This is a genomic window from Flavimobilis sp. BM9 (genome assembly GCF_058313055.1).
Genome location: NZ_JBZEMO010000002.1, coordinates 163,436 through 177,751 on the forward strand (window position 1 = coordinate 163,436; position 14,316 = coordinate 177,751).

11 protein-coding genes and 3 tRNA genes are annotated in these 14,316 nt (G+C 69.1%); 1 reads left to right on the top strand and 13 read right to left on the bottom strand.

Annotation, left to right across the window (positions count from 1 at the left end):
• Positions 1-189: 189 nt before the first annotated feature.
• The 9 genes from AC4F3Q_RS04820 to AC4F3Q_RS04860 form a co-directional block, all read right to left on the bottom strand.
• A tRNA-Arg gene (locus AC4F3Q_RS04820) sits at positions 190-262 on the bottom strand.
• Between the two features lie 153 nt (positions 263-415).
• Positions 416-504 (bottom strand) — tRNA-Ser (locus AC4F3Q_RS04825).
• A 51-nt stretch (positions 505-555) separates the two neighbouring features.
• The gene (locus AC4F3Q_RS04830; protein WP_491038976.1) at positions 556-1,824 is read right to left on the bottom strand and encodes a threonine/serine exporter family protein; all 1,269 of its coding nucleotides are present in this window, start codon (positions 1,822-1,824) and stop codon (positions 556-558) included.
• Between the two features lie 111 nt (positions 1,825-1,935).
• A tRNA-Ser gene (locus AC4F3Q_RS04835) sits at positions 1,936-2,023 on the bottom strand.
• Positions 2,024-2,056: 33 nt separating this feature from the next.
• Positions 2,057-2,500 carry a hypothetical protein gene (locus AC4F3Q_RS04840; protein ID WP_491038977.1) on the bottom strand — a complete coding sequence of 148 codons (444 nt, stop codon included), beginning with the start codon at positions 2,498-2,500 and terminating at the stop codon, positions 2,057-2,059.
• A 120-nt stretch (positions 2,501-2,620) separates the two neighbouring features.
• A complete protein-coding gene (locus AC4F3Q_RS04845; protein ID WP_168446619.1) occupies positions 2,621-3,220 on the bottom strand; it encodes a GTP-binding protein in 600 nt (199 codons plus the stop codon).
• The gene (locus AC4F3Q_RS04850; protein ID WP_168446620.1) at positions 3,201-3,605 is read right to left on the bottom strand and encodes a DUF742 domain-containing protein; all 405 of its coding nucleotides are present in this window, start codon (positions 3,603-3,605) and stop codon (positions 3,201-3,203) included. The genes AC4F3Q_RS04845 and AC4F3Q_RS04850 overlap by 20 nt, the downstream gene beginning before the upstream one ends.
• A gap of 11 nt (positions 3,606-3,616) precedes the next feature.
• Entirely contained in the window at positions 3,617-4,060 is a 444-nt protein-coding gene (locus AC4F3Q_RS04855) for a roadblock/LC7 domain-containing protein (protein WP_098457876.1), read from the bottom strand.
• Between the two features lie 20 nt (positions 4,061-4,080).
• Complete coding sequence (locus tag AC4F3Q_RS04860; protein ID WP_491038978.1) at positions 4,081-8,346, bottom strand: ATP-binding protein; 4,266 nt, start codon at positions 8,344-8,346, stop codon at positions 4,081-4,083.
• Between the two features lie 210 nt (positions 8,347-8,556).
• Here AC4F3Q_RS04860 and AC4F3Q_RS04865 point away from each other — a divergent pair, with 210 nt between their 5' ends.
• Positions 8,557-9,567, top strand: a complete 1,011-nt coding sequence (locus tag AC4F3Q_RS04865) for an NAD(P)H-quinone oxidoreductase (RefSeq protein WP_491038979.1) — start codon at positions 8,557-8,559, stop codon at positions 9,565-9,567.
• A gap of 75 nt (positions 9,568-9,642) precedes the next feature.
• On the opposite strand, the gene AC4F3Q_RS04870 is transcribed toward AC4F3Q_RS04865, so the two are convergent.
• The 4 genes from AC4F3Q_RS04870 to AC4F3Q_RS04885 form a co-directional block, all read right to left on the bottom strand.
• Positions 9,643-10,572 carry a carbohydrate ABC transporter permease gene (locus tag AC4F3Q_RS04870; RefSeq protein ID WP_168446623.1) on the bottom strand — a complete coding sequence of 310 codons (930 nt, stop codon included), beginning with the start codon at positions 10,570-10,572 and terminating at the stop codon, positions 9,643-9,645.
• Positions 10,569-11,528 carry a carbohydrate ABC transporter permease gene (locus tag AC4F3Q_RS04875; protein WP_210727212.1) on the bottom strand — a complete coding sequence of 320 codons (960 nt, stop codon included), beginning with the start codon at positions 11,526-11,528 and terminating at the stop codon, positions 10,569-10,571. Before AC4F3Q_RS04875 ends, AC4F3Q_RS04870 begins: the two co-directional genes overlap by 4 nt.
• Positions 11,529-11,716: 188 nt before the next feature.
• A complete protein-coding gene (locus AC4F3Q_RS04880) occupies positions 11,717-13,099 on the bottom strand; it encodes an ABC transporter substrate-binding protein (protein WP_491038980.1) in 1,383 nt (460 codons plus the stop codon).
• A gap of 157 nt (positions 13,100-13,256) precedes the next feature.
• Positions 13,257-14,309 (bottom strand): LacI family DNA-binding transcriptional regulator, encoded by a 1,053-nt coding sequence (locus AC4F3Q_RS04885; protein ID WP_491038981.1) that lies wholly within the window; start codon positions 14,307-14,309, stop codon positions 13,257-13,259.
• Positions 14,310-14,316: the final 7 nt, after the last annotated feature.

The following is a 14,316-nucleotide window of genomic DNA, read 5'->3' on the forward strand; positions in this document are numbered from 1 at the left end:
TCATGGCCGACCTCGCCCAGATAGAGCTCGGGATCAGACGCGAATGCGTCACCATCTCCGTCACCCGACGCCGCGCCACCGCCACCGCCGAGCGCCGAGCGCCTGACCTGGCCTTCTTATCTGCCTGCGGAATGCAAAGACCCCCGCCGGCCGGTGGCCGCGGGGGTCTGCATCGCTGTCTCAAACGAGTGCGCCCGGAGGGATTCGAACCCCCAACCTTCTGATCCGTAGTCAGATGCTCTATCCGTTGAGCTACGGGCGCATGATCACCGCTTGGGCGACCTCGAAGAGCATACCCGCCCCAGGGGCTGGATGCGAAATCGGCGAAGGCATGGCCTCGATCACAGCCCTCGCGCTCCCGGCGGAGCCGGGTATGTCGAAGGGCCCCGGTCTGCTGACCGGGGCCCTTCGGAAGCGGAGACGGAGGGATTTGAACCCTCGAACGGGTTGCCCCGTTACCACCTTAGCAGGGTGGCGCACTAGACCTGACTATGCGACGTCTCCAGGCCCGCACAGCCTATCCGAGCATGAGCCTCGGGCAAAACTGGCTGCTCACTAGCGTTCGAACATCCATCCGCGGTCCGTGAGCATGCGTCCGAGCGCGAGCCCGATCGCGAGCGCGATGACGATCAGCCCCGCGTCGACGGCGTACCCGAGGGCCGTCGTCGACGCATGGTCGTTGAGGTAGTAGACGGCGCGGTACGCCGTCGCGCCGGGGACCATGATGACGACAGCGGGCACGTACACGGTCACGCGCGGCACGTCGATCGCAGGAGCGACGACGGCGGTGATGAGCCCGACGAGGCACGCCGCGATCGCTGCGGCCGCCTGCGGCGCGAGGCCCTGCTCGACGACGCTGATGCGTAGCACGTTCGCGACCATCCCGATGCTCGCGGCGCTGAGCGCCATGGTCCACGGGCTGTTGAACATGAGCGCGAACCCGAGCACGCCGAGGAAGCTCGCGACGAGTCGGAGGGTGAGGAGCAGGCCTGTGGGGATGTCGAGCGGCTGCACGGCGTCGGGCGTCACGCCTGCGAGCGTCGACACGCCCCACACGGCGAGCGCGGCCGACATGAGGATCATGACCGCGTACGTCAGGCGTGCCACGCCGGCCGAGTAGTCGAGCTTCGCGAGGTCGAGGGCGCCCGTGACGAGGGGGAAGCCCGGCACGAGGAACAGGACGGCCGACACGTAGCCGGCCTCGTGGCCGCCCCACGCGGCGACGGTCGAGTCGAGCGCCATCATCAGCCCGAGGTACATGAACGACGCGAGGCACGCGGCCAGCATCGTCACCGCGAACTGGTTGAAGCCCTTGTGCAGGAGCGTGCGGCGCAGCAGCTGGCCGGAGCCGGCCGCGAGGAACACGCCTGCGCACTCGACGGGCCCACCGTTGTTGAGGAACGCGAACGCCGCGCACGCGACCGCGGCGAACAGGGCGTTCGCCACGCGCCCGTAGAGCAATGGTTTGGACGCGATCCGGTCCACCCCGCGCTCGAGCTCCTCGACCGTCGTCTCCTCCGGGAGAGCCGAGACGTAGCGCTCGATCTCCATGAGACGGTCGGAGTTGACGCCGATGGATCGCACCTCGGTGACCTCGGTGCGGAAGATGGGGCCTCGGTGCGACGTCGCGGTGATCTCGGTGAGGGTCACGTGCGCCTCGTGCCGCGCCATGCCGAGCGCGCGTGCCGCGCGCTCCATGGTCGCCTTGACCCGGTAGCTGCCCGTGCCTGCGGAGAGGCTGAGGCGGCCGAGCCGTAGGACGGCGCCGGACTGTCTGATGAGCCCGACCGGTTCGAGCTCGTCCTCTGTCGCGGTGGTGTTCACGGGGACATCATCCCTCCCGTGACGGCGCGGAGGCGGGACCATCCTCCCCTCGGGCCCGTCGCGGCGAGGAGTACGACGAAGGCCGCGCCTGCGTGGCGCGGCCTTCGTCGATGGCGGAGGGCGAGGGATTCGAACCCCCGGTCCCTTGCGGGACAACGGTTTTCAAGACCGTCACATTAGGCCGCTCTGTCAGCCCTCCTCGCGCCACATTCTGCCACGGAGGACCCGCCCCTCAGACCCACCAGGCGTCGTCGCGGCCCGGGCTGAGGACCTCGAGGGCATACATGCGCGCGAGGCGCGCCAGGTCGCGCTCGTACGTCACGATCGTCGTGATCTCGTGGTGCACGACGGCGAGGCCGAGGTGCAGGGCGTCGAACGGCCCGAGGACGGGCGTGACGAGCGGCGACACGGTCATCGCCCGGTCCGGGATCCGCAGGACGGTCAGCCGCGGCACGAGCTGACGCACCGTCTCGCGAGCCTCTGGGCCGAGCGGGTCCGCCGTCCGACGCAGCTGCACCAGGCCGATCTCCGTGACTGCGACGTCCGGCTCGTGCTCGTCCAGCCATGCCCGCCAGGCGAGCGCCTCCCCCACGATCGCAGGATCCTCGCCGGGCAGGAGCGGGTACGAGGAGTCGACGACCGTCAGCCGCAGCGCCGAGCCGTCGACGAGAAACACGGCAACCTCCGTCGCACGCGCGGGCCCTTCCCGCGGACGGGACGAATCTACCCGAGACGACACCGGCCGGGGCCGTCGACGAACGACGGCCCCGGCCGGGGACTACGGCTTTGCGGAGGCTCAGGCAGCGCGCAGGCGCGCCATCGCGAGCTGGACGAGCGAGATCAGCGTCTGCTTCGTCGCCGCACGCGAGCGTGCGTCCGTGTACAGCATCGGGACGTGCGCGGGGACCTGCAGGGCCTCACGGACGTCCTCGAGGCGGTGCTTGGCCACGCCGTCGAAGCAGTTGACGCCCACGACGAACGGGATGCCCCGCGACTCGAAGTAGTCGATCGCCGGGAAGCACTGCTCGAGGCGGTCGGTGTCGACGAGGACGACGGCGCCGATCGCGCCGCGCACCAGGTCGTCCCACATGAAGAGGAAGCGGTCCTGGCCGGGGGTGCCGAAGAGGTACAGCCACAGCGAGCTCGAGAGCTCGATGCGACCGAAGTCCATGGCGACCGTGGTCGTCGTCTTGCGGTCGGTCACGCCACCGGCGTCGTCGACGCCGACGGAGTGCTCGGTCATCGCAGCCTCGGTGTTGAGGGGCTCGATGTCAGAGATGGAGCCGATGAACGTCGTCTTGCCCACTGCGAAGCCACCTGCGACGACGATCTTGACGACCGTGGGGGCAGGCGCGTGCGGCGTGACGGACGCGGACTCAGAGGGAGGAAATGCCATTGAGAACACTCTCCAACACGCTCAGGGACAGGGCCGGGTTCTGGTGGCCAGGCTGGCCGTGACCCGTGTGGACGTTGACGGGCGCCGCGGTGTGCACCTTGATGTACCCGTCGTCGGCGAGGTCGGCGATGACGACGCGGACCACACCGATCGGCATGCGCAGGAGCGCCGAGAGCTCCGCGACCGAGACGTAGTTCAGCGCCGCATGGCGGATGATCTCGCGCTTCTCGGGCGTCAGACGCGTTCCGGTGACAGCACCGGGCATCGCCTCGACGAGCGCCTCCAGGGGGAGGTCGGACGTCGCGGACCGGACACGGCCGCCCGTGACTGTGTAGGGCCGGACGGTCGAGCTCTCGAACTCGTGACCGTCGTGCGAGCTAGACATGTGAATCTCCCTCAGCCGAGAAGACGAGTCGCACCGTCGACGGGAAGGTTGCCGCGCATCTCGGTGATGAGCTGCGGAGTCAGCGTGGCCTCGGTGCGCGAGACGAGCAGAGCCATCTCGTAGCCGATGAGGCCGACGTCGCAGGTGGACTCTGCCACCGCAGCGAGCACGGAACCATTGGACACGTTCATGAGGAACAGGAACGCGTCGTCCATCTCGATGATGGACTGGCGGACGTTCCCAGCCTCGAGCTGGCGCGCGGCACCACGCGTCAGGGAGGACATGCCAGACACGATAGCGGCAAGCTGGTCACCGGAGGTCCGGTCCAGGTTCTCCGACATCGCCATGAGCAGACCGTCCGCAGAGACGACGAGCGTGTGGCGGGTGCCGGCAACTGTCCTGACGAAGTTGTCGAGCAACCACCCGAAGTTGGTTGCCTCAGTACTGATGGACACTTTCTCTCCTTCTTCCAGAGTCAACGCGACTGTGGTGCGGGGTCGTGGGTCGGTTCATGGACATCTTGCGCCGGACTTCCGTCGCCCTCCTGACGTGCCCGGTTGGTGGCACTCACGAAGGACGACAGTCGCGACCGGAGCTCTGCCGCGTCGCGGCTGATCTTGGAAGAGCCCTCGTCCGGAAGTGTAGAGGCGGGCACCTCCGTCCGGACTCGCTTGGTGAGGTTGCTGCTCGCCGCGGTGCCAGCCATCTGGTTCGGCCGGTACGAGGAGAGCTGGCTGAGCTCGGCCAGCGCCTGCTCCTGGATCCCGGCCTGCAGTGCGAGCCGGGCAGAGAGCTCTGCGTCCAGCTCGCCCACTCCCCAGCTGGTGCGCTGGGCATCGGGGGCAGCCGGAGCGGCAGGCGCGGACGGCGCCACGGGTGCGGCGTCGTCCCTCGGACCGAAGAATGCGGTGGCCGACGGCGCGGCACGGCCCACGGTCTCGGCCGCCGACGCGACGGTCGCACCGAACGCCGGAGGCGAGTAGGTGAAGCCGTCGGGCTCGATCGCCTGGGGCGTGAACGTGGACGGCGTACGACGCTCGAGCGGCGCGGCGTCCATGGACGCCGCGGGCGTCCGCGTCGGCATGGGCGGCGCAGCCTGCGGTGCGAACGCTGCGGGAGCCTCGAATGCCGGGGCGGCCTGCGGCTCAGGCTGGAAGGCCGCGGGGGCAGGGGCGGACGGCGCGGGCGCCATCCCCCATCCGGCCGGCTCGTGCGACACAGGTGCGGGCGGCGGCGTGACAGCCGGCGCGTCCTCACCCTTCTTCTTGCGCTTGCGACCGAAGAGGCCGCGCTTCTTCTCGGGCTCGGCGGCGGGCGCCGGGGCCGCGGCGGCCGGCGCGGCGCCGAGGACGTCGCTGAAGCTCGGCAGCGCCGCACCCGAAGGGCTGACGGCGAACGGAGCGATGTCAGCGCTCGCCGCGGGCATCGGCAGGAAGCCTGCGTCCTGCACGGGCGCGGGCTCAGCCGGAGCGACGTGCTGCGTGGCCTCCTGCTGAGGCGCCTCGTACTGCGGGGCCTCAAACTGGGGCGCCTCGTACTGCGGAGCTGCAAACTCTGCCTGCGGGGCCTCGAACGACTCGCACGCCTGCGGCGCGGGCTCGTTCGCGTAGCCGACAGGCTCCGCCGGGTACTCCTCGACGGGCGCGTCGTCGTACGCGACGTCGGCGGCGAGATCAGGAACCTCGACCTCGTCCTCGACGAGGCCGGGGATCGCGAACCCGAGAGCGGGGTCGATCTCTGCGACCGGCACGGCGTCGAACACCGGTGCCTGCTCGACGACGGGCTCCGCCTCGTAGGCGGGAGCCGCGTCGCCCTGCGCGACCGTCTCGGCGTTCGCGTCGTCGTAGCGGGCGTAGCGGCCCCGGCGCGTCGGGACGTCCGGGTACGCCTCGTCGTCGATCTCCGCAGCAGACGCGATCGAACCGACGTGCGCACCGAGGGTGCGCAGCCTGTCGTCGTCACGAGTCGGAGCCGGCAGCTCAGACGCGTGGGTCGGCTGCCACGCGGCGCTCTCGGCATCGTGGAAGGCACCGAGGTCGGGCTGGTCCGCGACGGACGCGACCGCGCCATCGAGACCACCGGCGAAGCTCGGGTTCCACGCGTCGGCGAGCGCCTGCACGGCCGCGTCCTGGTGCTCGTCGCGCATCGGCAGGTCGGGCTCGACGGACGGGATCTCCTGGGCCGCGGGGGCCTCGACGGCGGGCACCGACGTCTCGGGCTCCTGCTCGTGAGCGCTGCGCGGCTCGATGGACTCGCCCATGAACTCGAGCGAGCGTCGCGTACGGAAGTTCGAGAACACCGCGGCACGCTCAGGCACGGGTGCGACCGGGCCGGTCTCGTCGAGGTCCGGCTCTCCCGCGACCGAGGCGGAGGGCGCGGTCGGAGCAGGATTGCGCGTCGGCAGCACCGACCCGCGGGTCGGCAGGCCACCACGGGTAGGAAGACCGCCTCCACGTGTCGGTAGCGACGACGGGCCAGCGACGTTGCTCGGCGGGGTCCACAGCTCGTCGGCGCCGGCGACGAAGTCGCTCGGCAGCTCGGACGCGGCGAGCTCGGGGAGGACGATGTCCGCCTCGGGCAGCGCGCCGAGCGAAGCGCTGGGCGCGGCAGCCTCGGGGGTGACGCGAGTCTTACGACGCGGCATGCCTGTGCTCGTGGAGCCGTCGGTGAGCGCGTCGAGGTCGACGGGAACGGCGACAGGCGGCTCGGGCTCGACGTTGCGACGGGTCGAGAGGGGCCGCGCGGCCGTGGGCTCCGGAGCGACCCAGGCGTCGGTCGCCTGACGGTTGTCCTTGCTCAGGACGTCCACGGGCTCGTCGAGCGGCACCTCTTCTGCCGCGATGAACAGTGCACGCGGCAGCATGACGCGGGCGAGCGTGCCCTGACGGTCCTCGGGCCGCGAGAAGCGCACGGACGCGCCGAGCTTGTAGGCGAGTCGCCCGACCACGTAGAGGCCGAGGCGCTGCGAACCGACGATCTCGCTCGCGGCGTACGTGGACGCCTTCTCGTTGGCTTCGTCGAGCTCCTCGTCGCTCATGCCGAGGCCTTCGTCGAGCACGGCGACCGTGTACCAGCGCAGGTCCTCCTCGACCGTCACGACGACGGGCGTGCCCGGGTCGGAGAAGACGGTCGCGTTCTCGAGGAGCTCGGCGATCAGGTGCGCTGCGGGCAGCGCGTTGTGACCGAGCATGAGCGGGTCGACGTGCAGGTCGAGCTCGACGCGCTCGTACAGCTCGATCTCGGACGAGGCCGTACGGACGACGTCGGAGAGCGGCATCGCTGCGCGGACGCGACGTCCCGACTCGATGCCGGCGAGGACGAGGAGCGACTCGGCGTTACGACGCATTCGCGTCGCCAGGTGGTCGAGACGGAAGAGGTTGGAGAGCGTGCCCGGGTCTTCCTCGGAGCGCTCGAGCTCGTCGAGGAACACGAGCTGGCGGTTGAGGAGCACCTGGTCGCGACGCGCGACGTTGATGAACATCTCGGCGATCGAGCCGCGCAGGAGGGCCTGCTCGCGCGCGACACGCAGTGTCACGGCGTTCACCTCGTTGAACGCGGCGGCCAGTCGGCCGACCTCGTCCTGCGAGCTGACCTCGATCTTCTCGACGGAGATGTCGGGGCTCTTGCCGGGCTCGGCGACCTCGTCGACGATACGCGGGAGCTCGTCGCGGACTCGGCCGGCAGCCTCGGTGAGGCGGCGCAGCGGCTCGGTGATCGTCCGCGCGACGGTGAGCGCCACGACGACGGACGCAACGACGGCGGCGAGCGCGGCGGCGAGCGTGAGGAGCAGCGAACGGGTCGCGGCGGCCTCGGCCGAGCTCCCATAGTCGACGGCGCGGGCGCGCAGGTCGTCGCGCACCTTGAGGATCCGCTCGTTCTCGGCCGCTGCGTTGGCTTCCCACTGGGTCCGGTACTGCAACGGGATCGAGTTCGGGGCTGCCTGGAGCAGGCCGTCACGGGCGGTCTGGAACGAGGAGGTGAGCTCCGGGATCGCGACGCCATCGATACCGAGGTCGTCGACGGTCCGGATCGCGTCGGTGCGCACCGACGTACCTTGGGCCATCTGGACCGCGACGGCGCGGCGGTCGACCTCGGTGTCGCGGCCGGCGTTGGAGTCCTCGATGAGGATGTGGCCGGACTGCGCCTCGACCTTCATGTTGTCCAGCAGTCGGTTCGTGTTCGTGTACGCGACCACGTAGGTGCCGAGGCCACGGTCGCGCACCGTGGTCGAGAGGATGTCACCGAGGTCGAGCTGAGCATCGATGATCGTGTCGTAGTACGACATGAGGTTACGGATGGTCGTACCGCCACCGGTCGTACCCCAGTTGACGCGCTGGTCGACGAGGCTTCGCGCGAGCGCGATCGCGGCAGGCTCCCGCGCACGGACCGCCTCGGCCATCGTCTCGTTGACTGCGGCGCTGTCGCTCTTGCGGTCCATCTGCCGCAGGGCGCGGTCGAGCTTGCTGATCGCGTCGTCGGTCGCCTTGCGGGCTTCACCGAGCTCCGCGGCGTAGGCGGTTCGGCCTGTGGCCACGGAGACCGAGGTCCAGCGCTCCTCCTGGAGGGCGCCGATGAGCTCGTCCTGGACGACGACGGCTCCGAGGTAGCTGCTCTGCAGCCGCGAGTACTGCCACGTGTCGTATGCGACGACGACGAGGTAACCGGCGCCAAGAACCAGGACGAGCACCGGCACGGCCAGTGTCGCCAGGATCTTTCCGCGCACCCCTAGTCTGCGGAGCATCGGTACCTCTCTCGTCCTTGTCACGGAGGGCCCACGGGAGGCGTCTCCCAGCTCGCGGCCCAGGCAGGTCGCGCGCTGTTCTCAATGAATCGGCATGTTGGGCCGGTTCCATTAGCAGAGCGCGACCTCGGATGACGAGGCACCACCCCGAAGGCGGGGAAAACACCCAAACTTCCTCTCGCCGGGTGGTGACGGCGTGGCAGAACTAGGATGTGCGCCGTGCGCATTATCACAGCATGCCCCGCCCAGAAGGAAGCCGGGGCGATCCTGGCTGTGCAGGATTCACCCGATCCGGTGCTTGCGGACGACGGCGTGCTGGTCTCCGTCGCCGCTGCGGGGGTCAACCCGGCAGACCTGCTGCAGGTCGCCGGCGCGTACCCTCCGCCGCCCGGCGCGCCGTCCTGGCCCGGCCTCGAGGTCGCTGGGCTGATCGTCGCGACCGGCCCTCTCGTCCGCGGGTGGGCGGTCGGAGACAGGGTCGCGGCTCTGCTCTCCGGCGGCGGCTACGCGGAGCTCGCCGCGGTCTCGGCGTCGCAGCTGCTGCCTGTCCCCGACACGGTCTCGGACGTCGCGGCCGCCGCTCTGCCCGAAGGCCTCGCGACGGCGTGGTCCAACCTCGTCGACGTCGGGGGCATGCAGCATGACGACGTCGTCCTCGTCCACGGCGCGACGGGCGGGGTCGGTTCGCTCGCCGCTCAGCTCGCCGTCGCGCGCGGCGCGAAGGTCGTCGCCGTCGCGGGCGGCGCCGAGCGCGCGCACCGGCTGCGGGAGCTCCTCGCAGCAGTGCCGGGCACGCACGAGCCCGTCGTCGTGGACCGGACGACCGAGGACTTCGTCGCCGCGTGCCAGGACCTCGGCGGCGCCGACGTCGTGCTCGACGTCGTGGGCGCGGCCAACCTCGGGAGGAACGTCGATGCGCTCGCCACCGGCGGCAGGCTCGTCGTGATCGGCCTGCAGCGTGGGCGCAAGGGCGAGCTCGACCTCGGCGCACTGCTGGCCAAGCGCGCGAGCGTGCACGGCACGACGCTGCGGGCGCGGCCGCTCGACGAGAAGGCGGCGATCATGGCCGCGGTCCGCGAGGAGGTGTGGCCGCTCGTCGTCGACGGCACGATCACGCCCGTCGTCCATGCGACCTTCCCCCTCGAGGACGCGCAGCAGGCGCACGAGAACGTCAGGAGCGGCTCGCCGTTCGGCAAGGTCGTCCTCGTCCGCCACGGCTGACCGCCTGCCTCCGCACGGCAGACGACGAGAGGGCCGGGTCTGTGCAGCCCGGCCCTCTCGTGCGTACGTACGGCGTCAGCCCTTGACGGACCCCGCGAGGAGGCCGCGGACAAAGTAGCGCTGGAGCCCGACGAAGATGATCACCGGCACGATCATCGAGATGAACGCAGCCGCCGACAGCAGGTGCCAGTCGGCGCCACGCGTGCCCGACAGGTCAGCGATGTAGACGGTGAGCGGCTTGACCGCGTTGTCACCGCCCGCGAACGTCAGCGCGACGAGCAGGTCGTTCCACACCCACAGGAACTGGAAGATCGCGAACGACGCGATCGCCGGCACCAGGAGCGGCAGCAGCACCGAGAAGAAGATCTTCACGTGCCCCGCACCGTCGACGCGGGCAGCCTCGACGAGCTCGCGCGGGATCTCCGTCATGAAGTTGTGCAGCAGGAAGATCGCGAGCGGGAGCGCGAAGATCGAGTGCGACAGCCAGATGACCCAGAAGGATCCGTTGAGCTCCCAGTTCACGTACTGCGTGAGCAGGGGGATCAGCGTGACCTGGATCGGCACGACCTGCAGCGTGAAGACTCCGACGAACAGGATGCTGCGGCCCTTGAAGTCGAGCCACGCGAACGCGTATGCCGCGAGCAGCGCGATCGTGATCGGGATGAGGACCGACGGGATCGTGATGACGAGGGAGTTGATGAAGTAGTTCGACAGGTTGATCGACGAGCTCGTCATCGCGGAGACGTAGTTCTCCGTCGTGACCGTCGGGTTGGAGAAGAACGTCCACCAGCCCGACGTCTTGATCTCCCGCTCAGGACGGAAGGACGTGATGAGGAGGCCGATCGTCGGGACCGTCCACAGCAGCGCGATGACGATCGCGACGGCGGAGCCGATCCGGCTGGCCATCGTCTTGCGGACCTTGTCCGCGCGGAGCTCGACCTTGTCGAAGGTGCTCGGGGACGGGACCGTGCCGATCCGGTCGACAGGAACGTCGGTGTTGCTCATCGGACCTCCTCCGTCTTCTTCATCTGGCGGACGTTGTAGACGATGAGCGGCAGGATGATGATGAACAGGATCACCGCGAGGGCCGCGCCCAGGCCCTGGTTGTTCTGCCGGAAGCTCTGCGTGTAGAACTCGTTCGCGACGACCGACGTGCCGAACTGGCCGCCCGTCATCGTGCGGACGATGTCGAAGACCTTGAGGGTGCCCATGGCGATCGTCGTGAGGACCACGACGAGGGAGGGCCGCACGCTCGGGACCGTGATGTGGCGGAACATCTGCCAGGCGCCCACACCGTCGAGGCGAGCGGCCTCGATGATGTCGTCGGGGATGGCCTTGATGGACGCCGACAGGATCGTCATCGCGAAACCTGCCTGGATCCAGACCATGACGACGATGAGGAACAGCGTGTTCCACGGGCCGTTGAGCAGGAAGTTGTAGGGCTCACCCCCGAGCCAGATCAGCAGCTGGTTGAGCAGGCCGATCTGCTTGGGCTGGCGGGCCGCCGGGACGTTCTCCAGCACGGCCTTGTAGTCGTACATGAACTTCCAGATGATCGACGCGCCGACCATCGAGATCGCCATCGGCAGGAAGATCAGCGCCTTGGCGAACTTCTCGAACTTGCTGCGGTCGACGAGGATCGCGTAGACCAAGCCGATCCCGGTCGACAGGAGCGGCACGAGGATGACCCAGACCGCGGTGTTGCCGAGGACCTTCTGGAAGGCGTCCTCCGTCAGCGCGCGCGTGTAGTTGTCGGCGCCGATGAAGTTCTTGCCCTGCGCGTCGTAGAACGACGCCTTGATGGTGGTCAGGGCCGGGTAGACGAGGCCGAAGAGCAGGCCCAGCACGGCGGGACCGACGAAAGCGGCGGCCAGCATCCACTTGCGGGGCCGCTTGATGCGCGACACCCCGAACAGGATGATGCCCATCGCCGCAGCGAAGAGCGCGACGGCGAAGACCATGAGGAGGAGCTTCCCTCCAGTCGTCGCCGGATGTAGCAACCAGTCCACCAGACCCTCCCGAGGTCGTCGTCGTGCAGCTGCAGGTCCCGTGGACCCTGGCGGCCCGAGGGCCCGCCGCTGCTGCGACGGGCCCTCGGTCCGTGGTGCTCAGACCGTGAGGTCAGGCGTTGTCAGGCCGAGGCCTGGGTTCACTTGGGCCAGGAAGCCTGGATGGCGGACAGCACCGCTGCGTCATCCTTGCCCTCGGCCAGCCAGCTGGTCATCTCCGTCCAGAACGTACCCTGGCCGACCGCTGCCGGCATCAGGTCGGAACCGTCGAAGCGGAACTCCTGCGTGGTGTCACCGAGGAGGGTGGCAGCCAGCTTGTCGATCGGGGAGACCAGGTTCTCCGGGTCGAGACCCGAGTTGGCCGAGACCCAGCCACCCGCGGGGGTGGACTTCGCCTTGGAGTTGTTCCACTCGGGGCTCGCGAGGAACGCCTGGAAGGCGGCAACCTCGGGGCGGTCCGAGAAGGCCGCGGCGAACTCGCCACCACCGAGGAGCGGACGCTTGTCGGCGGTCAGGCCCGGGAGGTAGAACGCGAACGCGTCACCGGTCTCGGAGACCTCCGTGCCCTCGGGCCAGTTGGCCGCGTAGAACGACGCCTGGCGGTGCATGTAGCAGAGCGGCTCCTCCTCGACGAGCGGCAGGCCGCCGTCCTGGAACGTGGTCGTCGCGATCGACGCGACGTCACCGTAGCCACCGTTGACGTAGTCCGGGTTCTTGAGGATCTCGCCAACCTTGCCGAGCGCCTCCTTCACCTCGGGCGAGTCGAACTTGACCTCGTTGGTGAGCCACTTGTCGTAGACGTCACCGCCCGACGTGCGCAGGAGCATGTCCTCGAGCCAGTCGGTGGCCGGCCAGCCCGTGGCCTCGCCCGAGCCGATGCCCGCGCACCACGGCTTGGCGCCCTCGGCGCCGTGGTCGGCAAGGATCTTGTCCGACAGTGCGATGAGCTCGTCCCACGTCGTCGGGATCGTGTAGCCGTTCTTCTCGAACTGCTTCGGCGAGTACCAGACGAACGACTTCACGTTCGCGCCCAGCGGAGCGGCGTAGAACTTGCCGTCGACCGTGCCGTACGTCTTCCACGACGGGGAGTAGTACTTGTCGACGTTCGCGACCGTGCCGGCCGAGGCCGGGACGAGAGCGTCCGGGTAGTCCTTCGCGATCGTCGAGAGCAGACCAGGCTGCGGGATGTACGCGATGTCAGGTGCAGCACCCGACTTGATCTTGACGAGGAGCTGAGCCTCGAACTCCTTGGAGCCCTCGTACGTGATCTTGGCGCCGGTGCACTCCTCGAACGGCTTGTACGAGTCGATGTGCGGCGTGTCCTCGGGCGTGACGATCGAGGTGTAGACCGAGACGGTCTTGCCCTTCAGGTCCCCGTACTGCTCGTAGGCGGCGCAGTCGCCGCTGGCGCCAGGGGTCTCGGTCTTCTTCTCGTCATCGCTGCCACAAGCAGCGAGCGAGAGCGCAAGTCCGAGGCCCACGACGGAGGCCGTGAATGCACGGCCCTTGTTGAAGCTCCTCATTGAGATCCTCCACAACGATGTGATGTTGCCCCTAGGTGTCGACGCCCTGACCTCCTGGTCGAGCGCCGCCTCCGAGATCCATGTAAGCGTTTACATCGGCGACTTTCAAGCCCGTGGTGTCGCAAGCGAGTAACGATTTCGTCACGTTGCCGCTTCGTTACAGCCCAGGTCCGCCCATAGGGAGCACACCCTCGCGCGGAGGCCCGGTCGTCCCCCGGACGACCAGCTCGGCGTCGAACACGACGCGCCGGTCCACGGGGCGACCAGCGATCAGGTCGAGGACGAGCGCCGCCGCCGTCGCCCCCTGGGAGACGACCGGCTGGCTCATCGTCGTCAGTCCCACGAGCTCCGAGATCTCGTGACCGTCCACCCCGACGATCGACAGCTCCTCAGGCACCCGGATGCCGCACTCACGAGCCGCGAGCAGCGCACCCATCGCCATCTCGTCCGACGCGACGAACAGCGCCGTGAGCTCCGGAGCGCGCTCGAGCAGCCTCCGCGCCGACTCCTTGCCGCCGTCGATGTCGAAGAACCCGAACTCCTCCCAGCGCGGGTCCGCCGCCACCCCCGTCTCCTCGAGCGCGGTCAGCCAGCCCTGTCGGCGGTCCACCGGCGGCGTCCACCGCCGCAGGTCGTCCGGCGTCCCCGTGATGTGCCCGATGTTCCGGTGCCCCAGCGACAAGAGGTAGCGCACCGCCTCGACGCTCAGGCGCACGTCGTCGATCCCGACGATCGGATGGTCCGAGCTGCCCGACCCGATGAACACGATCGGCTTGCCGAGCGTCTCCAGCGACCGGACCTCGGTGTCCTCGAGCGGCAGCCCGACGACGAGGATCCCGTCCACCCGGCGACGCAGCACGTCTGGGTCGACCCGAGGGGTGCGCCCGTTCTCCGACACCGCGAACGAGTACAGCAGGACGTCGAAACCCACCTCGCGCAGAGCACGCTCCGCGCCCTCGATCACGTTGGAGAAGAACCACCGGTTCACCCAGGGGGTGAGCAGGCCGATCGTGTGGGTCCGACCGGAGGCGAGCGCCGCCGCGAGAGGGGAAGCGCGGTACCCCATCTCCGAGGCGACGGACAGGACGTGCTCACGCGTCTTCGCTGACACGTTGGGCATGCCACGGAGAGCTCGGGACACGGTCGCGGTGGAGACACCGGCCGCCCGGGCAACATCATCGATGCCATGCGCCACTGGCTGATTGTGCACGCATGCG